This window comes from Dolichospermum sp. LEGE 00240 (genome assembly GCF_015207875.1).
In the GTDB taxonomy this organism is placed as follows: domain Bacteria; phylum Cyanobacteriota; class Cyanobacteriia; order Cyanobacteriales; family Nostocaceae; genus Dolichospermum; species Dolichospermum gracile.
Genome location: NZ_JADEVZ010000012.1, coordinates 23,358 through 49,146 on the forward strand (window position 1 = coordinate 23,358; position 25,789 = coordinate 49,146).

At 38.0% G+C, this 25,789-nt stretch carries 22 protein-coding genes; 14 read left to right on the forward strand and 8 right to left on the reverse strand.

Translation table 11 applies throughout. From position 1 onward, the window contains the following. Positions 1-223 precede the first annotated feature (223 nt). Together rsmD and hisH are read right to left on the reverse strand one after the other, a co-directional pair. Positions 224-781 carry a 16S rRNA (guanine(966)-N(2))-methyltransferase RsmD gene (gene rsmD / locus IQ226_RS06025; RefSeq protein ID WP_193893311.1) on the reverse strand — a complete coding sequence of 186 codons (558 nt, stop codon included), beginning with the start codon at positions 779-781 and terminating at the stop codon, positions 224-226. 164 nt (positions 782-945) lie between these two features. Then, complete coding sequence (gene hisH, locus IQ226_RS06030; protein ID WP_193893313.1) at positions 946-1,581, reverse strand: imidazole glycerol phosphate synthase subunit HisH; 636 nt, start codon at positions 1,579-1,581, stop codon at positions 946-948. Between the two features lie 66 nt (positions 1,582-1,647). On the opposite strand from hisH, the gene IQ226_RS06035 reads away from it, so the two are divergent. Further along, on the forward strand, positions 1,648-2,181 hold the full coding sequence (locus IQ226_RS06035; protein ID WP_193893315.1) for a peptidase C15: 534 nt from the start codon (positions 1,648-1,650) through the stop codon (positions 2,179-2,181). A 38-nt stretch (positions 2,182-2,219) separates the two neighbouring features. Next, positions 2,220-3,578, forward strand: a complete 1,359-nt coding sequence (locus IQ226_RS06040) for a DUF3370 domain-containing protein (RefSeq protein WP_193893317.1) — start codon at positions 2,220-2,222, stop codon at positions 3,576-3,578. Positions 3,579-3,868: 290 nt separating this feature from the next. Here the strand turns inward: IQ226_RS06040 and IQ226_RS06045 are convergent, their stop codons facing one another. Continuing rightward, a complete protein-coding gene (locus IQ226_RS06045; protein WP_193893319.1) occupies positions 3,869-4,801 on the reverse strand; it encodes an NAD-dependent epimerase/dehydratase family protein in 933 nt (310 codons plus the stop codon). A 293-nt stretch (positions 4,802-5,094) separates the two neighbouring features. Here IQ226_RS06045 and IQ226_RS06050 point away from each other — a divergent pair, with 293 nt between their 5' ends. The 8 genes from IQ226_RS06050 to IQ226_RS06085 all read left to right on the forward strand — a co-directional run bounded on the left by IQ226_RS06050 (position 5,095) and on the right by IQ226_RS06085 (position 13,309). Next, a complete protein-coding gene (locus tag IQ226_RS06050; RefSeq protein ID WP_193893321.1) occupies positions 5,095-6,237 on the forward strand; it encodes a glycosyltransferase in 1,143 nt (380 codons plus the stop codon). 112 nt (positions 6,238-6,349) lie between these two features. After that, a complete protein-coding gene (locus IQ226_RS06055) occupies positions 6,350-7,108 on the forward strand; it encodes a sugar transferase (protein ID WP_193893436.1) in 759 nt (252 codons plus the stop codon). Between the two features lie 395 nt (positions 7,109-7,503). Continuing rightward, a complete protein-coding gene (gmd, locus tag IQ226_RS06060) occupies positions 7,504-8,583 on the forward strand; it encodes a GDP-mannose 4,6-dehydratase (protein ID WP_193893323.1) in 1,080 nt (359 codons plus the stop codon). A 20-nt stretch (positions 8,584-8,603) separates the two neighbouring features. Further along, on the forward strand, positions 8,604-9,548 hold the full coding sequence (locus IQ226_RS06065) for a GDP-L-fucose synthase (RefSeq protein WP_193893326.1): 945 nt from the start codon (positions 8,604-8,606) through the stop codon (positions 9,546-9,548). A 199-nt stretch (positions 9,549-9,747) separates the two neighbouring features. Further along, a complete protein-coding gene (locus IQ226_RS06070; RefSeq protein ID WP_193893329.1) occupies positions 9,748-10,311 on the forward strand; it encodes a 5-formyltetrahydrofolate cyclo-ligase in 564 nt (187 codons plus the stop codon). Between the two features lie 158 nt (positions 10,312-10,469). After that, positions 10,470-11,843 (forward strand): AAA family ATPase, encoded by a 1,374-nt coding sequence (locus IQ226_RS06075; RefSeq protein ID WP_193893332.1) that lies wholly within the window; start codon positions 10,470-10,472, stop codon positions 11,841-11,843. Further along, positions 11,840-12,478 (forward strand): retron system putative HNH endonuclease, encoded by a 639-nt coding sequence (locus tag IQ226_RS06080; RefSeq protein ID WP_193893334.1) that lies wholly within the window; start codon positions 11,840-11,842, stop codon positions 12,476-12,478. Before IQ226_RS06075 ends, IQ226_RS06080 begins: the two co-directional genes overlap by 4 nt. An 81-nt stretch (positions 12,479-12,559) precedes the next feature. Further along, a complete protein-coding gene (locus IQ226_RS06085) occupies positions 12,560-13,309 on the forward strand; it encodes a carbonic anhydrase (RefSeq protein WP_193893336.1) in 750 nt (249 codons plus the stop codon). A 104-nt stretch (positions 13,310-13,413) separates the two neighbouring features. On the opposite strand, the gene IQ226_RS06090 is transcribed toward IQ226_RS06085, so the two are convergent. The 4 genes from IQ226_RS06090 to IQ226_RS06105 form a co-directional block, all read right to left on the reverse strand. Beyond that, positions 13,414-17,451: a TaqI-like C-terminal specificity domain-containing protein gene (locus IQ226_RS06090; protein ID WP_193893338.1), complete on the reverse strand. Its 4,038-nt coding sequence runs from the start codon at positions 17,449-17,451 to the stop codon at positions 13,414-13,416. Positions 17,452-17,562: 111 nt separating this feature from the next. Further along, positions 17,563-18,099 (reverse strand): bifunctional pyr operon transcriptional regulator/uracil phosphoribosyltransferase PyrR, encoded by a 537-nt coding sequence (gene pyrR, locus IQ226_RS06095; RefSeq protein WP_193893340.1) that lies wholly within the window; start codon positions 18,097-18,099, stop codon positions 17,563-17,565. A 291-nt stretch (positions 18,100-18,390) separates the two neighbouring features. Then, a complete protein-coding gene (gene cbiB / locus IQ226_RS06100; protein WP_193893342.1) occupies positions 18,391-19,341 on the reverse strand; it encodes an adenosylcobinamide-phosphate synthase CbiB in 951 nt (316 codons plus the stop codon). Positions 19,342-19,415: 74 nt separating this feature from the next. Next, positions 19,416-19,856, reverse strand: coding sequence for an RrF2 family transcriptional regulator (locus IQ226_RS06105; RefSeq protein WP_193893345.1), 441 nt, complete (start codon positions 19,854-19,856; stop codon positions 19,416-19,418). A 409-nt stretch (positions 19,857-20,265) separates the two neighbouring features. Between IQ226_RS06105 and IQ226_RS06110 the strand changes: the two genes are divergently transcribed. Further along, the gene (locus IQ226_RS06110; RefSeq protein WP_096666021.1) at positions 20,266-20,676 is read left to right on the forward strand and encodes an AbrB family transcriptional regulator; all 411 of its coding nucleotides are present in this window, start codon (positions 20,266-20,268) and stop codon (positions 20,674-20,676) included. Between the two features lie 342 nt (positions 20,677-21,018). On the opposite strand, the gene IQ226_RS06115 is transcribed toward IQ226_RS06110, so the two are convergent. Beyond that, positions 21,019-21,414, reverse strand: a complete 396-nt coding sequence (locus IQ226_RS06115) for a DUF1830 domain-containing protein (RefSeq protein ID WP_193893348.1) — start codon at positions 21,412-21,414, stop codon at positions 21,019-21,021. A 579-nt stretch (positions 21,415-21,993) separates the two neighbouring features. On the opposite strand from IQ226_RS06115, the gene IQ226_RS06120 reads away from it, so the two are divergent. From IQ226_RS06120 to IQ226_RS06130, 3 genes are all read left to right on the forward strand, one after another. Then, the gene (locus IQ226_RS06120; protein WP_193893352.1) at positions 21,994-23,568 is read left to right on the forward strand and encodes a photosystem II high light acclimation radical SAM protein; all 1,575 of its coding nucleotides are present in this window, start codon (positions 21,994-21,996) and stop codon (positions 23,566-23,568) included. A gap of 164 nt (positions 23,569-23,732) precedes the next feature. After that, positions 23,733-25,133: a DICT sensory domain-containing protein gene (locus IQ226_RS06125; protein ID WP_193893355.1), complete on the forward strand. Its 1,401-nt coding sequence runs from the start codon at positions 23,733-23,735 to the stop codon at positions 25,131-25,133. Next, positions 25,130-25,783, forward strand: a complete 654-nt coding sequence (locus IQ226_RS06130) for a pentapeptide repeat-containing protein (RefSeq protein ID WP_193893357.1) — start codon at positions 25,130-25,132, stop codon at positions 25,781-25,783. Before IQ226_RS06125 ends, IQ226_RS06130 begins: the two co-directional genes overlap by 4 nt. Positions 25,784-25,789: the final 6 nt, after the last annotated feature.

Below are 25,789 nucleotides of genomic sequence, written 5' to 3' on the forward strand. Positions count from 1 at the left end.
GGGAGTCAGGAGTCAGGAGTTCAGGAGTTCAGGAGTTCAGGAGTATGGCTAACGCCACGCTGCGCTATCAGGAGTTCAGGAGTTCAGGAGTATGGCTAACGCCACGCTGCGCTATCAGGAGTTCAGGAGTTCAGGAGTATGGCTAACGCCACGCTGCGCTATCAGGAGTTCAGGAGAAAGAAAGAAGAACATCTATTCCCTATAACCTGTCACCTGTCACCTGTCACCTGTCACCTATTCCCTGTTCCTGATAAAATGTCAAAGTGGTTTTGCCATAACTTTTTTGACGGCAGATTTCCCAGTTGGGGATGGTTAGTGGGGTCCAATCTTGGTGACGATGTTCGACTGCTATTTCTCCCTGGGAATCTAAAAGCTGATATTGAGCGATCGCTTGTAATACTGGTTCATATAATCCACTAGTATAAGGGGGGTCAAAATATATTCTGTCAAATTTTTGACCTGATAATTTTTTTAACTGTTGAGTAATATTTCCCCGCAATAGCTGAAATTTCTGTTCTGGTTTGGCTACCTGTTGCCAGTTTTCTTGGATAATGGCACAGGCTTGACTTGATTGTTCAATGCCAATGACGACGCTGGCTTCTCTACACAAAGCCTCCGCGCCCATAGAACCACTACCGGCGCACAAATCTAACCAGCGACAACCACTGATTCTCCCCTGCCAAATATTAAACAATGCTTCCCGGACTCGCGCACTGGTAGGTCTGGTATGTTCACCTGGTAAGGTTTTCAGCAGACGATTCCCGTAAATTCTTAGACTCATTACTTATTGATCATCCAATTTTGGATTTTGGATTTCGGATTGATTCCAGAGATAAATCTGGAGACTTGTAGCATCCAGGAATTATTTATCATTAATCTTGAACTGATAGCTAGTAGCAGATGATTGTATCAAAGTTTCACACCTGAAAATATTGCAAACTTTTGTTAAGCAAAAACTTTTTCACGGACTTGAGCCACAAAATTAGAGAGGATTTGCAATCCCACATTTGATGATTTTTCAGGATGGAATTGGACAGCCATGAGATTATCATGAGCGATCGCTGCTGTAAAACTTTGATCACCATGAGTCACAGTCGCCGCCCGCACTTGGGGATTTGTGGGTTCAACATAGTAAGAATGGACAAAATAAACCCAAGGATCTATAGGCAAATGTTCCCACAAAAGGTTTTTTGGTTGGTTAAGTTGGAGTTGATTCCAACCCATGTGGGGAATCGTCATCCCCGGTTGAGAACAAAAACGGCGGACTTTTCCTGGCACAATTCCTAGTCCTGGTAACGTTCCTTCGGTGCTGGATTCAAACAAAATTTGTAATCCTAAACAAATACCCAAGAACGGTTTACCAGAGGCGATCGCATCCTTAATCGGTTGTTCCAAACCACGCGATCGCAAATGTTGTACCGCTGGATCAAATGCTCCCACCCCTGGCAAAACTATAGCATCTGCCTTTGCCAACTCTTGAGAACAATAAGTAACTAGAGGAGTTGCCCCAGCTTTTTCTAATCCTTTGCAAACAGAGTGCAAATTTCCCATATCGTAATCAACAACTGCAATCACTGCCATTTAGCTGCTCCTTGTAAATTTATGAGGGAGGGCTTTTAATTATTCTAATTCTAATTATTATTTATAATGCAAAAAAAAATACTATTAACTTCTTTTGACATTTGGTTAAGCCAACAAGAGTCGAATTCATCCGATGACTTGTTACTCGGACTAGCCAAAATGGCTTCACTCCCCCATGATTTAATTTTTTTGCCCCATTTACCGGTAGATGTGCAACTGGCAAGTTCTCGCGTCATTACCAAAATTAATGAACTCCAACCGGATTACATTATCTGTTGTGGTATGGCTGCAAGTCGTTCCCAATTAAGCGTAGAAGTCCTTGCTCGTGGTACAAGCATCTCTATAAATTCCCCCGAAAATATTTTCCAAACCAGCGTTGATCTCGAAAAATTATTAGTCGGAACAGCCGCAGTTGAGATTAGCTACGACTGTGGTAAGTTTGTCTGTGAGGGACTTTATTATTCAGTCTTGGGCTATTTACACCACTCCCAACCGTCAATTAAGTGTATTTTTGTTCATGTCCCAATTTTAAACCCGGAAAATTCCCCAGAGATGATCGCTGATTTCGTTTTGATCATGAATAACTTGGCACTTCTGTAGAGAGATTAACGTCTGTTTAAACAAATTTACTCAGTATTATGTTGCCACTATTACTTGCTTTCACCCTTGCTCAAGCTACTCCTGCCACACCACCACCCGAAGAAATATTACAAATACAATCAGTCCGGCCTTTGCCGGGAAAATTGGATTCATTACCAGTATTTAATAGCAATAGTCCAGAATTGGTATTAAAAGAAGGAATTTTACTTTCTACCTTTCCCGCAACGGGAAAAAAAGTCCCATCAGCCCATTTAGATTTTCCTTTGCGGGGACAATTTGATATTTTTGCCCATCATATTGCTAAAGCTGACCCACCAGAAGATTTACGTTCTTTGTACTTGGGCATCATCTTACATAACCCTGGTTCTCAACCAGTGACAGTCAATATATTGCAAGGTGCGAGTTATTTAAGTCAACCAGATGCCCCATTTAAAGAATTAGCATCCTTAATTCCCAATGACTTAGGCACAGTTTTTGCCGGTCCGGGGAGTCGGGTTATGTCTGATATTTTGAGAGGAAAAAGACAAGATATTTTCCCTCCCCAAATTGTTATTCCCCCAGGGGAAAGCCAAATGTTATTAAACTTACCCATTCCCGTGCAAGGATTAACACCCCCTTTAAATGGTCGGTCTACATATCTGCGACTGCGAAGCAATGGTAATATTTATGCCGCTAGTTTAGCGATGTTTGCCCGCACAAATACTGATGGTAGTGAGCGATCGCCGAATTTAGCAGAATGGCAAAATTTATTAGATAATGGTGAATTATCTACCCCTAGAGATAAGGTCCCCACAACCATCACTGGCAACAACAAACCGACAATTTACGGGCGTGTAGCCGGAGTATCTAAGGGTTCTCGATGGTTAGCAAATATAGTAGATGCACCGAAAAGCAAGTATTTAACTATTCCTCAACCTGGTGCAGCCTTTTCCTACGGTTTGAGTACCTTACATGGAGGAACATTAGGCACAAATCAAATTCAAACCGCACGGATGTTAGTGCGTTATTCTGACACCGCTTATTACGCTCATGGCAATTATGGTATTCAATATAGTCTCAAGTTACCTTTATACAACAATACTCAAAATCCACAAACTGTGAGTGTTGCGATTCAAACTCCCCTCAAAGAAAATCAATTAAGTCAACCTGGACTGCGCTTTTTTAAGTTACCCACTCGTCAAATCTTTTTCCGAGGAACTGTACGCTTACGTTATCAAGATCAGGGAAAATGGCAAAATAAATTTGTACATTTAGTTCAAAAGCGCGGTGAATTAGGAGAACCATTAGTCTCATTAGATATAAAACCAGGAAATACATCTTTAGTCCAAGTTGACTTTCTGTATCCACCAGATGCTTCACCACCACAGGTTTTAACAGTATCAACCCAAGCCAAGTAGTTTAACATCACCAAGTCAGATCCCCGACTTCTTAAAGAAGTTGGGGATATTTTGATATCTTTATTATTCAGGACTTACGCATTGACAGGATAAACCAAATATACCTGAGTTCGGTGTTAGGAGTTATGATTTTTTCAACGAGATCATCAGGATTTGAGACTCATATTTGGGGCAGTTTTCCAAAAATTATCTTATGTCGAACTCAGGTGCTAATAATACAAGGACGGGCAAGATGCCCATCCCACATCCCACAAGATTGGATCATCTTTTTTGTGGAGTTCTCTTACTCATTACCTGGCATTCAAGATTTCATCATCTACAGAAAAATCAACTTCTAATTGATCTTTTCCACTGATTAAATAATCATTTTCTAAAGAATCTTTTAAACCAGAAATTAAATCATACTTAGGTTGCCAATTTAATTCTATTTGCGCTTTATTCACTGATGCAAAGAAATGTTGCACCCGCATAGGAAAAGCCTTGCGTTTACCGAAATCAAACTTTTTCGGATCATAATGAACGACTTTCACATCATTGGCAGATTTACCAGCAGCCACAGCACAAGCGCGGGCTAAACCGTCGAAAGTGACAAAGCGATCGCCCGAAATATTATAAATCTCTCCAATCGCCTTTTCATTACCAATTATCTGGGTCATCGCTTGAGCTAAATCCCAGACATGGCCAAGCTGAGTGATGTGCATACCATTTCCGGGAATACAAATCGGGCGATCGCGCACAATTCTCTCAAAAAACCAACTTTCCAAAGGATTATAATTTTGCGGTCCGTAGATATAAGTAGGACGAATAGAAGTAAAAGGAATTCCTAACTGCTTGAGGTAAGCTTCCGTTTCCTGTTTGCCCTGGTGACGACTCTTAGGATCAACAGCATCCCCTTCTAAATGGGGCATTTGGTCAGATTTGAGGTAAACACCCGCAGAACTCATGTACACAAAATGTTTGACCCGTCCTTGAAAAATTTCCGCCAGAGGTTGTGTATCCGTGAGTTCCCGACCATTATTGTCAAAAACGACATCAAAACTTGCTGATGCTAACTTTTCTTGAAGTTGAGTTGAGTTAGTGCGATCGCCGATAATTTGTCCTACCCCTGAAGGCGCAGCATGATTACCACGATTGAACAAAACCACCTCATGCCCAGCCTTCACCAGTAATTCAGTCAAATACACCCCAATAAACCGAGTTCCACCGATAACCAGAATCCGCATAACTTTCTAATTCCTCAATAAAAATCACCCTTATCTGTAGAGGTTATCAGGTTGTAGTATCACTAGAGGAACATCTTTTGCTAGGATTATATCTTCTATTCAATCTAGAGATTTTCCTACGTCTGGATCACAGTGAGGAATATTTAATATAGCGGTATGCAGTTGGATGAGAACATAAACTTGTCATAGAACTTAGGCAGCACAAGACTTTAAACTCTGTCACCTGTCACCTGTCACCTGCTATATCACCTCATGAAAATAGCCTAATTACCTTCCACCCATTCAACTTAACCGTGTCCCTAGAATATGCCTTAGTTCATGAGTGGTTAACCCCTCAAGCCACAGGAGGTTCAGAACTCGTAGTCCAGGAAATATTAAATCACATTGACGCTGATTTATACGCCCTGATAGATTTTGAATCCAGCAATCCAGAAAGTTACCTGTACAAACGTCAAATTGGCACAACGTTTTTACAGAAATTTCCCCAAGCCCGTCAAGGAGTCCAAAAATATTTACCCCTATTACCCTTGGCTATTGAGCAATTGGATTTGCGAGAATATGAAGTCATCTTATCTTCATCTCATGCTGTAGCTAAAGGAGTCTTAACCACCCCGAATCAATTGCATATCTGTTATAGCCATAGCCCCATGCGCTACGCTTGGGATTTAACCTTTGATTATCTCAAGCAAAGCAAACTAGGGCAAGGAGCAGTCGGCTGGATCACCCGCCAAATCCTCCATAATTTGCGGCAATGGGACGTAATTAGTGCCAATCGAGTAGATTACTTCATTGCCAACTCCCAACACACAGCCAGACGGATTTGGCGTTGCTATCGTCGAGAAGCAACCGTCATCTATCCACCGGTTAACCTAGATGAGTGTCTCTTTTCCTCGGAAAAAGAGGATTTTTACCTGATAGTTTCTCGATTAGTCAGTTATAAACAAGTTTCCTTAATTGTTGAGGCCTTTAATCACCTAAAAAAACCCTTGATCATTATTGGCACAGGTCCGCAAATGAACAAACTACAGGAAATAGCCCAACCACATATTCAAATCTTAGGATGGCAACCCGATCATATCGTCAAAAATTATATGTCCCGTGCCAAAGCCTTTGTTTATGCAGCTTGCGAAGACTTTGGCATTGCCCTAGTTGAAGCCCAAGCCTGTGGAACTCCCGTAATTGCATACCGTGCAGGTGGTGCATTAGAAACAGTTAGAGATATTCAGACACATCCTGATACAGGAACTGGTATATTATTTAAAATCCAAACAGTAGGAGCTTTAGTAGATGCCGTAGAAAAATTTGTAGATCAGCAACATTTATACAGTCATGAGTATATACAAACACACGCTAATCAATTTTCTCGCCAGGTTTTTGCAGAACGTTATCTCAGTTTTGTGAATGAATGCCGTGAAAAAGGAGTTTACAGACGGTAAACATCAGCCTTTTGTATTTATTTTCTCAGAAGACAGGAAATTTTTCCTCAAAATTACTGCCTTTTAGCTTTAAGATCGGGACTATGTGTGGTGTGGATTATAAAGGAGTATGATGACTGCCCAGAGTTCACTCCTCTCCGGCAAGCGGTACCCGCGGAAGGATAACAGTACATCTATGACTGTTTTATCAAAACGTGGTCAAAAAGTTAAACAGCCAAAGGTGAAATCCAGAAGTTTATCTTTTCAGGGTTTATACGGAGAGTTCTTTAAACGACTGTTTGATATAGTTTTTTCATTGTCGGTCTTGATTTTGTTTTCTCCCATTTACATGATATTGGCTTTATTGATAGCCATAAGCTCCAAAGGTCCGATTTTTTATGTTCAAGAACGGGTAGGCAAAAACTACCGCAGCTTTAATTGTATTAAGTTTCGCACTATGGTCAACAATGCCGACGAAATTCTCGTCGAAATGATGGCCACATCACCTAGCTTGCGAGCAGAATTTGAAGACAACTTTAAGCTGAAAACAGACCCAAGAATCACTAAAATTGGCCATTTTTTGCGAATTACTAGCTTAGATGAATTTCCCCAATTTTGGAATGTTCTCAAAGGAGATATGAGTGTAGTTGGGCCAAGACCTTTAGTGGCAGAAGAATTAACCAAATATGGTGATTATATCAATCATGTTTTAACGATTCGTCCTGGAATTACTGGTTTGTGGCAAGTATCTGGACGGAATGATATTCCCTATCCTCGCCGGGTGCAAATAGACCTACATTATGTCAATTTTAGGAATTTTTGGCTCGATTTGTGGATTATCCTCAAAACAATTAATGTTGTTATCATGCCCAAAAATAAAGGAGCTTACTAAGTAAGTACACCAATTCCCTCTCATGGGGCAACATTATGCCCCAAAAACCATTTTTGACAGCAGGCAATAGGGAAGAGGCAATAGGCAATAGGCAATAGGCAATAGGGAAGAGGGTTTGGGCGATTTTACTTTTCTTTACACAGATTGGTTTTATTGTGTTCACCTACTTACACACTTTAGTTTTATTCTGTTCACCTACTTAAAATCAGGAATACTAATTGACATAACCCTATAATTATTTGTTAAATTGTTTTTTAACCAAAATATTTGTTGAACCTGATTTAATAGCGACTAAATATTTGCAGCCTGACTATTGGGCAGTTATGTCACTTAGATGCTAATTTATATCAGACCGTTTGTAATCTTCAACTAAAAACAACAAGACATCACCAAGCATGACACAAAGAAAACGGGCTTTAATTACTGGTATTACTGGCCAAGATGGTTCTTATTTAACCGAACTTCTACTAGAACAAGGTTATGAAGTCCACGGAATTATTCGCCGTACTTCCACCTTTAACACAGACAGAATTGATCACATGTATGAAGATCCTCATAACGAGGGCGCAAGGCTATTTCTTCACTATGGTGATTTGACAGACGGAACAACTCTGCGACGAATTTTAGAAGAAGTCCAACCTACAGAAATTTATAATTTAGGCGCTCAATCCCACGTTAGGGTAAGTTTTGATTCACCTGAATATACAGTAGATGCTGTAGGTATGGGGACATTACGTTTATTAGAAGCTATCCGCGATTATCAACAGCGGACTGGGATTGAAGTCCGGTTCTATCAAGCTGGTTCTTCGGAAATGTATGGTTTGGTGCAAGCAGTTCCCCAAAGTGAAACCACACCTTTTTATCCCCGCAGTCCCTACGCTTGTGCTAAGGTATACGCCCACTGGCAAACTATAAATTACCGCGAATCTTACAATTTATTTGCTTGTAACGGCATTCTTTTTAACCATGAATCTCCAAGACGGGGAGAAACATTTGTTACTCGCAAAATTACTAGAGCAGTAGCCCGCATTGTTGCTGGTAAACAAAAAAATATCTACATGGGTAATTTGGACTCCAAGAGAGATTGGGGCTATGCGAAAGACTACGTAAAAGCTATGTGGTTGATGTTGCAACAAGAGCAACCGGATGATTATGTGGTCGCTACAGGTGAAACCCATTCAGTGAAGGAGTTTCTGGAGTTAGCATTTAGTTATGTTAATCTCGATTGGCAGAAATACGTTGAATTTGATCAACGCTATTTGCGTCCTGCTGAAGTGGATTTATTAATTGGTGATCCCACTAAGGCCCAGCAGAAATTAGGCTGGCAACCATCGGTAACATTTAAAGAACTGGTGGCGCTAATGGTAGAAGCTGATTTACAAGCTGTGGGTTGTACTTCCTCCAATGGGAATGGTGGAAAACAAATTCAAGATATTGCTACTACCCGTCAAGAATTGGGATCTCTACACTTTTAATTCCGATCAAGGATAATAATATGACAGCCTTAGAATTAGAAAATAAACGGATTCTTGTCACCGGTGGGGCGGGTTTTCTCGGCCGTCAAGTTATAGATCAATTGTGTCAGCATGGCGCTAATCGTGAGAAGATTACAGTGACGCGATCGCACGACTGTGATCTGCGAGTATGGGAAAATTGCCAACGGGCAGTAGACCAACAGGATATTATCATTCACTTAGCCGCCCATGTTGGTGGAATTGGTTTAAATCGGGAAAAACCCGGCGAGTTATTTTACGATAACTTGATCATGGGGACTCAGTTAATTCATGCAGCTTATCAACAGGGGATAGAAAAGTTTGTCTGTGTAGGAACTATTTGCGCTTATCCTAAATTTACCCCTGTACCATTTAAAGAAGATGACATCTGGAATGGTTATCCAGAAGAAACTAACGCCCCCTATGGAATTGCGAAAAAAGCCCTGTTGGTACAATTGCAATCTTATCGTCAGCAGTATGGGTTTAATGGTATTTACCTGTTACCTGTAAACTTGTATGGACCCGAAGACAACTTCAATCCCAGCAGTTCTCATGTAATTCCCGCTTTAATTCGTAAAGTGCAAGAAGCCCAAGCAAGGGGAGAAAAGCAACTTCCTGTTTGGGGTGATGGTTCTCCTACCCGTGAATTTTTGTATTCTACAGATGCAGCACTGGGAATAGTCATGGGAACTCAGTTTTATAATGATGCTGAACCCGTCAATTTAGGAACTGGTTACGAGATATCCATTAAAGACTTAATCACCCTAATTTGCGAATTGATGGAGTATGAGGGGGAAATTGTCTGGGAAACCGACAAACCCAATGGTCAACCCCGTCGTTGTTTAGATACGGAAAGGGCAAAACAGGCTTTTGGTTTTACTGCTGAGGTAGAATTTAGAACAGGTTTAAAGAATACTATTGATTGGTGGCGCGAAAACGCCGCATAGAAATAGTCCTGGCGAATAATAGTCCCGGCGAATAAAATTCGCGGCTACACAAACAAAGTCCGCCTTCGCGGACTCAATAAAAACAGAAAATTTGAACCCACGTATCCCTTACGGGATAGAAGGAATAGGTGGGTTTTGTCTATGTAGACGCGGTTTCTGACCGCCAAGTTAATTAAAATTCAAAATAATTGCATCAGCTTTGCAGAAAATAAATTCACAGCTAAATAAAAGAGAACTGCGGCGGACTCTACTCCAAAAACGCCAGGCTATGACATTATTAGAATGGAGAGATAAGAGCGATCGCCTCACTATCAACATCCAAAACTCAGTTATATTTAATCAAGCAAATACAATTCTGGCTTTTTTTAGCTTTCGCCAAGAACCTGATATTAGCTCGCTGTATAGCAACACTAACAAACGTTGGGGTTTTCCCCGTTGTGTTGATAAGTCTCTAGTTTGGCATTCTTGGCAACCTGATGACACAATTAATATCGGTACTTATGGGATTACAGAACCTCACCACGAAGCACCGATAATAGAGATTGACGAAGTAGATTTAATTATTGTCCCCTGTGTGGGTTGTGATGTCCAAGGATACCGCTTAGGTTATGGTGGGGGATATTATGACCGTTTGTTAAATTCTCCCGGTTGGGAGACGAAAGCGACTATAGGAGTAGTTTTTGATTTTGCTTATTTATCTCAATTACCGGTTGATAGTTGGGATAAGCCTTTAGAAAGGGTAATTACAGAAAATGGAGATTGAAGATGAATGAACCACTCCAGGCACAGAGGTAACAGAGAAATGAGGGTTTGAGAGATATTTTGCATAAGTCCTGATTTTATTAAATCGGAAATTTTTGATAAGATCAAAATATCATCTTGTTGGCGATTTGAATTTACAATTATATTCAATTTATAAATATGCGTATTGAAGAATTACATTTACAAAACTTTCGAGGTTTTCGAGAACTTAAATTAACGCTTCCCTCTGATTTGGCTGTGTTTATTGGAGTCAATGGTTCAGGTAAATCATCTATTTTAGATAGTATTGCTATATTTTTATCTCAATATGTATATCAATTAAGATCAGGGGATAAATTTGATCTAAAAGATGATGATATTAACATCAATTCAAATACAGTTTCAATATCTACTCTTGTTAAAGTTGACTCACAGAATAAGTTGGACTGGAAAATTTGTAAAAAGAGAGATAAAACTCAATTGGAAATATACACGAAAGAAATTGATAATTATGCTAAAGAAACCATTTCAAAACTAACAGATAGTAGTGATGATTTAAGCAATTTTTTGATTGAAAAGTCGATCATAGAAACTGATGATAATTATAATCATTGTCTTTTGCCAATTATAGTTTATTATCAAACAAACCGAATATTTATAAAATCTTCAGCCATCAATGAGATAAGTGAAGAAGAGAGAGAAAATACTTACGGAAGTCGGCTTATTGGTTATCAAAAAGCCTTTTCAGGAAATATAAATGATTTTAGAGATTTCCTATATTGGTTTAAAGAAGAAGAAGAATATGAAAATGAAGTTAGATTAACACAAGATACCAACTTTAGAAATCCACGTCTTCAAATCATAAGGAAAGTATTAGAAACATTTTTAGAAAACTTTCCTAATGCGGAATTTTCCGATTTACACATAGTGCGTGCAAATTCTAAAAGAGAAGGTGGTATTCGTCGTTTAAGTAAACCTTCTTTAGTTATTAAAAAAAATGGTGAAAACTTCAAACTAGATCAACTTTCCGACGGGGAAAAAACCTTACTAATGATAGTGGTTGATATCGCAAGACGGTTAGCAATTTTAAATCCTAGTATTAATAATCCTGCCGAACTGCTAGAAAAAGGAACAGGAATAATATTAATTGATGAAATAGATTTACATTTACATCCTCAATGGCAAAGAATTGTCATTCCGAGTTTTAGAAAAACATTTCCCAACTGTCAATTTATTGTTACTACTCATTCTCCTCAAGTTTTGAGTGAAGTCAACCGAGAAAACGTATTTATTTTAGAAGATTCAGAAATTGTAGAATTAACACCCCATACTTTTGGTAGAGACAGTAACTCAATTCTTTCTGAGGTTATGGGTGTGGAAAAAAGACCTGTGAAAATGCAAGAAAGAATAGATAAATGTTTTGAAATGATAGATAATGATAACTTAGAAGAAGCTAAATTAGAACTGCAAAAATTATCTGAATCCTTGGGAAATAATGATCCAGATATGATTCAAGCTTATACACTTATTGACTTTTTAAACAGGGTAGAATGAAACGCATTATCAAAGGTTATGAACCTCCATGTCTTTTACAATATCGTCAAATAAATGGGGCAAATTATGACGGATATAGTCCAAAAAAGTCTTTAAAAGAGGCATTATTGACTGAACAAGGTTATATCTGTTGCTATTGTATGCGACGAATATCTGAAGATAATATGGAAATTGAACATTGGCAACCACAAAGTAAATATCCAGAATTACAAATAAATTATAAAAATCTCCTTGCTTCTTGTTCAGGTAATCGTGGTAGTAAAAAGGATAATCAGCATTGTAATCCAAGAAAAGGCGATGCAGAAATAACTATTAATCCATGCGATTCTACTAAAAATTGTGAAAATTATATCAAATATAGTTCTACTGGAAAAATTTTTTCTGATGATGAAACTATCAATCATGAACTAAATGAAATTTTAAATCTTAACCTTCAAACTCTCAAGGATAATCGTCAAACCAAATTATTTACTGTAATTAATGCGTTAAATAAAAAATTCCCTAATAAAACTTGGTCAAAAGAAGCTATCAAAAAGAAACTAGAGGAACTTAGTAGCAAAGATGCAGAAGGCAAATATACTGAATATGTCCAATATATTGTTTGGTATTTAAGCAAAAGATTAAATAACCCTTAAACCGTGTAATAAGGTACTCTCACATCATGATCAAATCTGATATCTTCTGTAAAAATTATGTAGAAGTTATCAGGTAGAGTTATGAGTAGAATTAACGGATTTGTCGGTCGTCGTAACTTCTTAAAATTCGTAGGTTTAAGTACCTTGAGTATGGGTACTTTGACTGCTTGTAATGAAATCATTACCAACCGTTCAGAAATCAGAATTCCTGAAAATAATCCTAATCCTAATCCAGTTAGTGCAGAGGAAGCAAAAAGAAGATTAATAGCAGGAAACAGAAGATTTGTTAATCAAAATCGTCAATATCCCAATCAATCAAAAAGACGTTTGCAATCAGTATCTAAAAAACAATATCCTTATGCAGCAATATTAGGATGTGCAGATTCTCGCGTACCCCCAGAAATAATTTTTGATCAAGGATTAGGAGATTTATTTGTTGTGCGCGTCGCTGGTAATATTGCTACTGATGAAACCATTGGAAGTTTAGAATATGCTACCGCTAATTTAGGAACACAACTCATAGTTGTTTTAGGTCATAAAGGATGTGGTGCAGTATCAGCAGCGTTTGACAATCAACCAGATGATGGTAAAATTAAATCTGTAGTTGATGATATTAGTCCAAGTTTATCTCCAAACTCCAGAACAAGACGTAATGGTAATAGTAATGATATTAATGATGATAACAATGCCGTGATTAATAATATTGAATACCAAGCTAGAAAATTGCAAGATAATTCACAAATTATAGATAAATTAATCCGTGATGATAGATTAAAAATTGTCGGTGCTTACTATGATATTAATACTGGTAAAGTTAGATTCTTAACTTGATATTTATCCCTCTTTTGTTATCTGCGTCTATCTGCGTTTGCAAGCCACCATGAATCTTCAACTAAGTTTCAAACCGAAAATGAAAACAGAAGTCGGGGATATTTTTATCCTTGAATTATGGCTTTTTCTTCTTCAGTTAAACCATATAACCGATAAACGATTTCATCAATTAACCAATCACATTGTTTAAGTTGTTTTTTGATTGGTAAAAGTGTATTTAAACTCGATTGATATTCTTTTGCTAATGTCTCCTGTTCTTTTCTCGCGGTGGGATCTATTTTCAGTTTTTTCTGATTTTTCTTGAGGATACTAATTAATTCATCAAGGGTTAAATGGTTATCTCCTTGTTTTTGTTTATAATAATCACCTAAATAATTTTGAATTTTTGATTTATTGGTAAGATTATCAATTTCAGTACCGATTAATCTTTCTAACCATGTCAAAAATCCTGTAGTTTCTGTTTGTTTTTGTTGATTCAATTCTATCATTTGTTCAGCTAAATATGCGAGTAAATCATGAATTACATCCGCTTCTGATGGTTGTTGGTGGATATGATAAAAATTCTGTAGAAGTAATGATCCTAATTGATGTAAACCAATTCTTACAAGTAAAGGATATAAAAAAACAATCACTAATTCTTTATTACTATGGAGGTGAAGAATAATATGAGTAAGTAAGATATCAGCATTTTGATTATTTTGGAATTGTTCGTAAAGGTTAATTATATTTTCTAGATATTCTTGATGTTTTTCTGGGGGAGTAGTAAAGGAGATTTGACGAATAGGAATTGGTTTTAAATTGATTATTTTCACTTGTGCAAATGCTTTACCTTCTTCTGGACATAAAAATTTATAAATTGAATTAATTAGCAGAGAATTAAGTAGGGATATTAAGAAATAGATATCTTTTTCATTGTCAGGTTTAAATAAATAAAGAGAATCAATCAAAAAAAGATTTTCAAAATCAAGACTGGCAACTATTTCGCTTGCAGTTTGTCTGATCAAAATTTTTGGAGAATATTCTAATAGTTTATCATCGGTATTACTCCACATATTTGATTTTTCAAAAATTAGGTATAAATTATTCCAAGACGTAATATATTTATTAATATCTTTCCCCCGGACAACTTTTTTTGATAAAGCATGAGTAGAATTATTAACAATCCATTTTTCATTATTACCTGTACATACTCCTTGATAAAAACATCCTAACTCTTCTAATGAATGAGACTTTAATTTCATCTTATTAAAAGTTTGCAATAATTCAATTTTAGTATTCCATTGATAAAAGGAAAGAGTTTTAAATAATGACTGATTGATTAATTTAAAGTAGAAATTATCAATCGTTACATCTTTGTTATCTAAAGATTCGATATTTACAACCTTAGTTTTATTATCTTGTGAAAGCAGATGACGAAGTATAATTATAGCATTACCTCCCGTCTCAGCGAATTTAAAAACATTATCAATTTTAACAATTGAGACAAGTGATAGATTTTCTGTAATAAACTCTCTAATTTTTTTAAAATAAAAATTATATAAAATTGTTGCTGGATAAATAAACCCGTGTAACCCTTTTTTATTTAAGATAGCAATAGATTTTTCTGTCATTAAAGCAAATGTGTTAGGTGCATATTCAGAAGAATTAATGAAAATTTTTGTATAAAAATTAAATTCATTATCGGAAATTTCTTTATAAATACTAAAATCTGATTTTCTCCCTTTATTTTTCTTAACAAATACTATATAAGGAGGATTTCCAATCACAACATCAAAACCAGGATTTTCTTTCCAACTTGCATTTTCTAAATCAATAAAAACCTCTGGAAATTCCAAATCCCAATGAAAAAACCGCTTCTCTTCAAACAACTTACTCGCATTTTCATAAACTGCAATATCAGCAGCATTCATACTTTCAGGGTTAGCATTAATCGCATTAGTACCATAAACCCGTAAAAAATGATCAGCACGTTTCAAACCAAAATATTTAGAAACATAAATATCTAATAACCGTTTATAAGGTTTTGCAGCTTCATCAAATTCCTTAAATAATCTTTCGCTAGTTTCCACTTCCGCAAAGGTTGCATCACTTAACGTACTCACACCGCGCATAATTTCCGCAGCACGTAATAACCCCACAAACGGACCAGTTAATAAATTTAATTGTCCACTTTCTTCCTTCACCATATTTGCTTCTGCTTCTCGCGCAGTCGTACCAATAAGGGAATTTCCGCAACGCAAATGATGATCTAAAAAACTCAAAGGTGCGCCAATTGTGAAAGAATGTAACCATAAACTCACCTTTGCTAATTCTACAGCCATTGGGTTCAAATCCACACCATAAATACAGCGTTTCATTACCACCCGTTGCAAAAGTTGAGTATCTTCTAACTTATTAACATCAATAGTAATTCCCTGCTGTTGTAAATTTGCTAAAATCCCCTCGCGGGTTTGTTCCAACATCTCTAAAACCGGATTATGTTGAGGATATTCATTTAAAATACTGATTAATTCATCTGTCAAATAATCAACAGCTTCCACTAAAAAATGTCCGCTTCCCATTGCAGGATCACATATCTTAATATCAAGGAGAGTATTTGTACTTTTTCTTTCTAAACGTTGTAAATCTTTTTGTAAACCATTACGACTTTGTACTCCTAATCTACCATCTGCCATTTTTTCATGTAATTGGCTAATTTGCGTCATCAAATCCGCAAATCTTTGTTTTCTCTCCTCTAAAATTGGTTTGAGAGTATGACTAACAATGTATTTAACAATGTAATCAGGTGTGTAATAAGAACCTGTAGCTTTGCGTTCACCCTTATCATTTTCTAAATGGACTTTACCCGTATTTCCATCTGCAATCACCACGCGATATTCTAATAAACCTTCATAAATTGAACCCAATTGTCGCACACCTAAAAAGCTGTAGTCAATGGGTAATTTTTCAAACCGTGCTAATTTATCCAAAGCGGGAAATAAGACAGCATCAGATAATTGATGTTCATACAGAAAATAATTATCTGGATAATCTTTGATATCTTCAGTTTTATGAAAATCAAAATGAAATAAACCACCATTATAACGAGGTACTTCTAAAGCTGGATCACCTCTATCTACTATTTCCAATAAACCTAATAGACTCTTATAAATCTTTGTCGAAGTTTGACTTAATGTTCTTTGTTTATCAACACTTTCCGCTATTTCTTGAGTGATTTTAATCAAACTATAATCACGGTAAGCTGTGGTAATTGGTAAGAGGTTTCTCGCTTCGGCATATAATAGAAATAACAACTTATATAAAAATGATAAAGTGGCTGCATAAATCTGTTTCGGTTCTATAGTTTTTCCCCGTCTGATAGCGTCTGCAACAAAACCCCCTGCTAAGTCAGGAAATATTTGCTCAAATACTAATGTTTTTAATTCATTTCCTACTTGAGTTGCATAGGTTGTACTTCCTTCTCTGACTCTTTCTAAAAAGTTTTTATTGTAGCTGTCTTTCTCAAAAGCTGCACTTCTAAAAAACAACCAGAAATATTTAAACTTTTCCAAATCTTCAGTTTCTAATAATTCTACCAAATCAAGAGGATAAAATTCCGTTGCCGTAGAAGATGCTTGACGATAATATAAACGCCATTCTCTCCCATTGGTTAAAATTCCCCAATCAACATTTGTACCAGTCAAATAACTAGAAATTTGAAAAGATGGGTTTTCATTCTTGAAAATATCTCTTTTATCATTAGCAGAAACTTTACTTAATGGTCTTTCCCAATATTTAGCTTCTGCGATAACTAATACCCTACCATAAAAAGCAGTTTCATTATTTTGAAAAGAGTAAGCTGTATCTCTATCTGCTTCATTTGCAAACAACGCATAATCAGGACGTTCGGCTCTACCTTTACCACGAGTCACGACTTGAGGAATATTAAAAAATCCTAAAATATCTAATACGGGTTTAATAAACACATCTTCTGTTTGCGCTTCATTGAGAGTCGGTAAAATCGCTTTTTTTGATAAATACAGGTTTTTTAATCTTTCAAAATCCAGTTTAATATCTAATTGCCATTCTGGACATTCTTGAAGCCGATATTCTAAATAATGTTGAGAAAATAAGGGTTTATTGATATTTTTCACATTTGTCATAATTTCCACTCCAAAATCATGTATCCCACATTCCGCAGATACTTACGCTCATAGTCAAGTTTACAGGTGTAATTTATATATTTTTTAAATCCTAGCTTGTGTAGGTTAATTTCAATTACTAATTAACTCCACACCATCTCGTCCATCACTATCCTGTAAATAAACTTTAACAATTTCTTCCTTCGCTGTGGGTAACTTTTTACCGACAAAATCTGGATGAATTGGTAACTCTCGATGACCTCTATCTACTAATATAGCTAAACGAATTACCTCTGGTCTGCCATATTCATTGACGGCATTTAAAGCAGCACGAATAGTTCTGCCTTTAAAAATGACATCATCTACAAGTACCACTGTTTTTCCGGTCAAATCAAAGGGAATATCAGTTTTTTCTGGAGTTCTCAACCCAATTTTATCAAGATCATCACGATAAAATGTAATATCCAAAGAGCCTACGGAAACGCCGACATCTTCGAGAATTTCTATTTGACGAGCTAATGAATAAGCTAATGGTACTCCTCTAGTGTGAATACCCAGAAGTAACAACTGAGATAAATCTCGTGTTCTTTCTATAATCTGAGAAGCCATACGAGTTAATGTCCGACGCAGTTCTTCTGATGAGAGAATTTCAACTACTTTAGTAGACATAGGTAATTGGTGATTGGTGATTGGTGATTGGTGATTGGTGATTTTTCATTATCTCTCTCCCATACTCTGCATTTCTCCTTTTCTCGTTCCCATACACTGTGTGGGAATGAATACTAGTACAACACGGCATAAATAAACCAACCATTCTAAATCGTTAAAAAGCCTATACTGTCTTGCTTTTGACTTTTGACTTCCGCCTTGGGGTGCTAGAAGGCTCTGCCTTCAATAATAGTAGAAGAGCCTCTGTGATAGCATTCCCGGTCAGAGACTGGGAACGAGACAAGGAGATAACTAAGGTATTAACAATATTGCTAATCCTAACCATAGTAAAAACGCATATCGGGTTAGTTGCAAAGCTTGATCAATAGAATCTGGTGTAATGGGATAAATAGGATCTCCTAAAAGTGGTTTCTCTTTAGCTATTCCACGATACCAATTTATGCCTCCCATTTGCACACCTAAAACCGCAGCATAAGCGCATTCACTCCAACCAGAATTGGGACTGGGATCTTTGATGGCATCCCGGCGACAAATTCGCCAAACTTTTACAGGTTGCAAGGATAATAATGATAAGGTTATCACTGTTAACCGACAAGGCAACCAGGTTAAACCGTCTTCCCACCGCGCACTAAACCAACCAAAATAAGTATAAGGTGCTTCCTTGTAACCGACCATTGAATCTAAAGTGCTACTGGCTTTATATGCTAAAGCCAAAGGGACAGCACCAATAACGGGGATGAATGCACCAATAATAATATAAAAAAGAGGAGCCATTACGCCATCGGTGGCGTTTTCTGTGACAGTTTCCAAGATTGCTCTGAGAATTTCTGCTGCGGAAAGATTGGCTGTATCTCTCCCGACATAATTACTTAAAATCTGTCGCGCTGATTCTAATTCTCCATTTTTTAAAGGTTGCAGAACTTCCATTGCTGCATTTCGTAAACTTTTGAAAGCAAAACAACTAGCTATAAGAATACTTTCTACGGCAATTCCTAAAAATGGATGTACCCATTTGGCGGCTTGAACTATTATCCAACCCACCAAACCACTACCAATTATCACAATTATCCCTAGGAAAATGCCGGCAAGGCGTTGAGAAAGAGGATTTTGGCAATATTGGAGGGCGAGTTTACTCAAGCGAGAAATTACCCATCCCATGACTCGCACAGGATGAGGCCAACCCCAAGGATCTCCTATTAAGTAATCTAACAAGGCAGCGAAAACCAAAACAGCAGATGTCATTTATTCTTCCTTCTTTCTTTTTCCCTTCCTTCTTCCTTCTTTCTTCCCCTTTATCCTGACTCCTAACTCCTTCACTAAACTACAAAATTGGTTTCTTCTCCTTGAGATGCTTGCCAACTACGGGCATCATAATAAAGGTCTGCGAGGGTAATATTGTACAAGGCTTCTTTTAGCTTTTGGTTGAGTCTGTTCCAGAGGCTGGATGTTACCCAATCTGCTGTTTGAGTAGGTGTGGGATTTAAGGGTAAGTTAGTAATATTTTCACCAACTGCTTCTAAAATTTGACCGATAGATATAAGTGCCGGTTTTTTGGCTAGTTTATATCCACCATCGCTACCACGAATTGATGTAACTAATCCTGCTCGACGCATTTCGATGAGTAGTTTTTCTAGGTAGGGAGCGGGAATATCTTGACGTTGAGCGATCGCTCTGACAGATTCAGGTCCATATTTTGGACGTAAACTCAAATCTAGCAATGCTTTCACACTATAGTGTCCTCTTGTCGTTAGTTTCATATAGCAGTTATCATTGATTTTATTTTCCCAATCTCTCTTTCCTCATCCCTACCCGGTTTGATAATTTGCCAAATCAAATAAGAATACTACATCAGACTCCCATTTGATGCTTGCAAAAATTTATCACATATCTCAGGGCTATTTTCTCCTGTTCTCCCTGCTCTGCCTACATCAATAAATTCATATCTTCTTGAGGATTGCTATATCTATAGTAGCTATTAGCATCATCGTAATTATATTTCATATAATTATTTAACAAAATTGATAATAGTGCAACAATTTTGTCTACGAGTGTAATATACTTGGCTAGGCTGATCCAAAAATTAAAGGATTATGTTCCTATTAGTTCGATGTCAGCTAAAATAGAGTCCACTTGACAACTTCAAAAATTCATTTTCGACCTAAGTTGATGCCTAAACAGAAAAAAATTGAACCCCTCGTTGGCGAAGAACTGCTCAAAAAAGTTAAAGAGCTAGAAGCCATCAGCAAAGACGACAAAGCTAAACAGTGTGGCTACTATACCGTTACCAAAAATGGTATAGAGCGCGTCAATATGATGAAATTCTTGAATGCCCTAATTGATGCGGAGGGTATTCAGTTGGATAGTTCACCTAGTGCTAATGGACGTGGTGGACGCAGTGCCAGCTATAGAATTAGTGTCCAACAAAATGGCAATTTATTAATCGGTGCAGCTTACACAAAACAGATGAATCTTCAGCCCGGTGATGAGTTTGTCATTACTTTAGGGAAAAAACATATTCGACTGCGGCAAGTAGATTTGGAATCCACAGAAGATGCCGAAGTAGAAGCTACAGCTTAATGAATATTCATTAGTTAGTTGTAGGTTGTCAGTTGTCAGTGGTTGCGTTTTAACCCTGACTGCTGAATAACTGACTGATTACCAAAATTAACACACTAAGTAGGTTGACGTTGAAAATTATCGTTATAGCAAGGCAAGAGTAAAGAAGTTTTCAGCGATTTTACCTTTCTTTACACAGTTTGGTTTTATTGTGTTCACCTACTTAGGCAACAGGTAATAGTGATAAATCCTGATTCCTATGCCTTGCAAAAAACTGGTATGGCTAATGTCACGCTATCAGCCAACCCCACATAAAAAAGGCTGCTGAATTCAGCAACCCCAATATTGAGCAACATTGTGTTTTTAATCAATAGATGCCAATTTAACCGGTTGTAAAGATTTTGTCGTATCTACAATTTTTTTATTAATTTCCGACTTAATCGGATGACTACTACTAGAATTTATCTCTGGAGATAAGTTGTCTTGTCTCTCATCATAGCTAGGTTCATGGATGATCAGGCGATCGCACGGAATTGTATCTGATATAATCGCACTTGCCATCATCCCAGTATGAACTTCCATTTGTGCTTCTGGAGGAACTTCAAACACCAGCCTTTGTCCAGGAAAGACAACCCTTTCAAAGTACCAGTTAGGAATATTGGAGATACGCGCCACCTGGATTTTACTCGTGGCATTGACGTAGCAGCAGAGAATTTTCCCCGAATGCTCCGGTGGTAGAGGATCTAATATCTGAGCCATAACTGCTGAAGAGCTTATTTGCTCCACAATTTTACATTACATCAGTAAAGCTAACACCCGATGATCCCCGGTTACTGTAACTGCGACTACCAACTGCAAGTTTCTGCATTATTTCTATCTAAAGATATATAGAGATTATAAAATTTTTGTAAATAAATCTGTATTTACTTAATAAAATAGACGATAAAGGAGAATCTCCATTGTTATATCCGCTAGAATCTCCGTAAATCCTTTACAGCCAAGAATTTCCCCCCTTTACGCCAAGATTTATCATCCCTGGTAAGTTGAATTATTTCTTGCATCTATCTTCGGAGTTACCACGAAAAATCATCGCTAAATTCATAAACTCGATGTTATGGTAAATGTATATGAAAATTTCGTTCATAAATCCCATCTATATATAACAAGCAAATTTTATGCAGTGCAGTTTTCACATTCACTTTGATCACTAACGGCAAAAGTTTTTGCATAGCACAAAACAACTGAAATGTCAAAAATAATGCTAGTCCAGTCAGAAGCAAATTCACAATTCCTCTAGTCTTTTTCTCAACTACGGCAAGCATTACAGTTAAACCACGTATGAACGCAACTAAAATCCTCTACGTTCGCCTTCCTTGTAACCCCATCTTTCCCATTGGGGTTGTCTATCTCTCAGATCACGTCCACAAATTATTTCCCCATGCCGAACAGCGGATTTTTGACTTAGGCACAGTCCCCCCCCTAGATTATGCTTCCGCCCTAGACCGATGTATTGATGAGTTTCAACCCACACTCCTAGTCTTCTCCTGGCGAGATATTCAAATTTACGCTCCAGTGGGTGGACGGGGCGGCAATCCTCTCCAAAACGCCTTTGAATTTTACTACGCAAAAAACCCGGTTATAAAATTGCGTGGTGCTTTGGGCGGGTTGAGAATTTTTATTGCTTATTATGTAGAATTATGGCGGAATTTGGGACTAGTTAAACGGGGTTTAAAACGCGCCCAAAAATATCAATCTCAAGCCCGTGTAGTCTTAGGTGGTGGTGCAGTTAGCGTATTTTATGAACAGTTGGGTAAAAGCTTACCGCCCGGAACAATTATTTCCGTCGGCGAAGGAGAAACCCTACTCACAAAACTACTCAAGGGTGAAGATTTTCAGGATGAACGCTGTTATGTAGTGGGAGAAAATCAACCACGTCAACGGTTAATTCATGAACAACCCACACCCTTAGAGAAAACAGTTTGTAATTACGATTACATCGAAACCATTTGGCCGGAATTTAATTATTACCTGCAAGAACAGGACTTTTATATTGGTGTCCAAACCAAACGCGGTTGTCCCCATAATTGCTGTTACTGTGTTTATACAGTAGTGGAAGGTAAACAAGTCCGCATTAACCCTAGTGACGAAGTTGTAGCGGAAATCCGAGCATTGTATAACCGGGGTATTCGCAACTTTTGGTTTACAGATGCTCAATTTATCCCCGCCCGGAAATTTATTGATGATGCTGTAGAACTTCTCCAGAAAATCGTTGATTCGGGAATGTCGGATATCCATTGGGCAGCATACATCAGAGCCGACAACTTAACACCCCAATTGTGTGAGTTGATGGTAAAAACAGGCATGAATTATTTTGAAATTGGGATTACCAGCGGTTCTCAAGAACTGGTTCGCAAAATGCGAATGGGTTATAACTTGCGGACTGTTTTACAAAATTGTCGTGATTTAAAATCCGCCGGTTTCAATGATGTAGTTTCTGTTAACTACTCCTTTAATGTGATTGATGAACGTCCTGAAACTATTCGTCAAACTATTGCGTATCACCGCGAACTAGAACGGATTTTTGGGGTGGATAAAGTTGAACCTGCTATTTTCTTCATTGGACTCCAACCCCATACCCATTTAGAAGAATATGCCTTTAAAGAGGGTATTCTTAAACCTGGTTATGATCCGATGAGTTTAATGCCTTGGACAGCCAAAAAACTCCTCTGGAATCCTGAACCATTAGGTTCTTTCTTTGGTGAGGTTTGTTTACAAGCTTGGCGACAAAATCCCAATGACTTCGGACGGGAAGTGATGAATATTTTAGAAGCCAAATTGGGTTGTGCTGATTTAGAAGATGCCCTTTCTGCACCGATAGAAAAACCAGAGAAACAGTTAGCAAGCGTATCTTAAAACTCCTGGCGATTAGCCCAGGTGATTAGAAATCACGGCTACACAAACAAAGTCCGCCTGCGCGGACTAATTAAAAATTAAGATATTGAACCCACGCAGGTGGGTTTCGCCTGTGTAGACGCGGTTTCTAACCGCCGTATTATCTGAAATCCCCAATTAATTCCATGTTACAAGGTTCAATTCTCCAACAGTTAGAAGCATCTCACCGCCATAGTGCTAGACCTATTCATTTTGGCGTGTACTATAAAAATACCTTAGTGTCCCTCTGCCATGCGTTGGAAGATCATATTTTAACTAAAGATAATGATCCTTTGGTGATTACTGCTTTCCAACAGGGTAAATGGTATCTGGAAGAAGCTCAAAGATACGCAGATATCGCCCAACACAGCCGGGAAATTGTCATTATGGCAACGGCTGATGCTGGTTTTGCTGAACATCCGACCGGTCAATTACCTAACATTGATTTAGTGGGACTGGCCGCTGATGATCCTGTGGCGCAGGAGTGGCACTTGATTATTTTAGCTCCTGACTACACAGCTATGGTAATTTGTCAAGAGTTATCTGAAGCTGACTATGGGAAAGATGGATTACCAACTTGCGATTTAGAGCGTAAATTCTATGGTTTATGGACATTTGAACCGGAATTGGTGGAGGAAACGGCAGAGTTAGCGATCGCTCACATTCACGACTATCATCCTGAACTAGCGCTCAAACTGAGTCAATATAAACAAGCAATTCACCCAGCTATCTGTCCGGGGGAAGAAGTAGCTACCGTTGTCTCTCGTGTTGTTGATTACCTCAAAACCGGACAAGGTAACTTACCTGTGATCACCGCATCCCACCAAAAATTTCTAGATCGTAACTTGGTATCTAACGAAATTCAGGCATTTTTGCGGATGGCACAATTGATTGATCTAGCAGATAGCCGTAACCCTGTCGCCGCCTCAGAAGTAGCATCTCTCGCCGAAACAATGGGGCAATTATTGGATTTACCTGCATGGCAAATTAAAAGATTACGCCTAGCTGCTTTATTGCATCGCTTAGACCCACTGCAAAAAGCCGAAAGCCTGATTAGTCCTACTCATATAACAACAGCCTATCAAGAACAATCTCCCAGTTGTCCTCTGGCTTGTCCCCTCGTCCCAGGAGCGCAAGCATTACGAATCATGCCACGACTACGAGCCATCGCCCAAATTATTACTCACCAAAGCGAATGGTGGAATGGTACAGGCGAACCCGCCGGTTTAGCTGGTGATGATATTCCCTTAGAATCACGAATTTTGTCATTGGTAGCACAATTTCAGTTACAGGTCAATCAGTATAAATACTCCGGCAAAGCAGGCCCAGGGATATTTGCTCAAGCTTTAGATCAGTGCCGAAAACAACAATCTACCCGCTTTGATCCGAAACTTGTAGATACATTAACTTTATTAGTGATGGGTTTACAACAGGGGCTTGATTTACCGATAATGACACCCAAGGTCAGCAGCGGTTTATGGTTACTTGACTCCCGTTGGGATACCGATAGCAAAAGTAGTGAGCATATTTCAGTGTACAGCAAATGAATAGAGAAACCATTAGATTAGGGCAAAACAAACAACTTCCCGGTGCAAATTTAGAAGATGAGGATCTATCTCACCTAGATTTAAGGAAGATAAATTTAACAGGGGCTAAACTGGTGGGGACTGACTTCACTGGTTCTCAATTAGAGGGTGGTCATTTTGAAGGTGCAAATTTAATTGGGGCTAATCTGCAAGCAACTGACTTGCGGGCTAACTTGATGGGTGCAAACTTGATGCAGGCTAACTTGACAAGTGCGGACTTACGTGGTAGCAACTTACGGGGTAGTAACTTGATGGGAGCAATCCTCGACGATGCGTGTTTAGCCAGTGCTTTTTTAAGTGGCGCTAATTTGCAGGGGGTGAATTTGCAGAGTGTTGACTTGCGAGGTGCAGATTTACGAGGTGCAAATTTAACGGGAGCTAATCTCAAAGGTGCAGATTTAAGCGGTGCAGATTTGCAAGGTGCTGTACTAATTGAAGCGAATCTTGAAGAAGCAGATTTAAGAGCAGCAAATTTAGCAGGGGCTAATTTAACCGGAGCTAATTTACTCTGTGCTGAATTAGATGCAGTGAAGTTAAATGGAGCAAATTTAGATCGGGTGTGTTTGCGGGGAACAGTTTTAGAAGCTAGTACCGCCGCAGGACGAAATTAATAATTA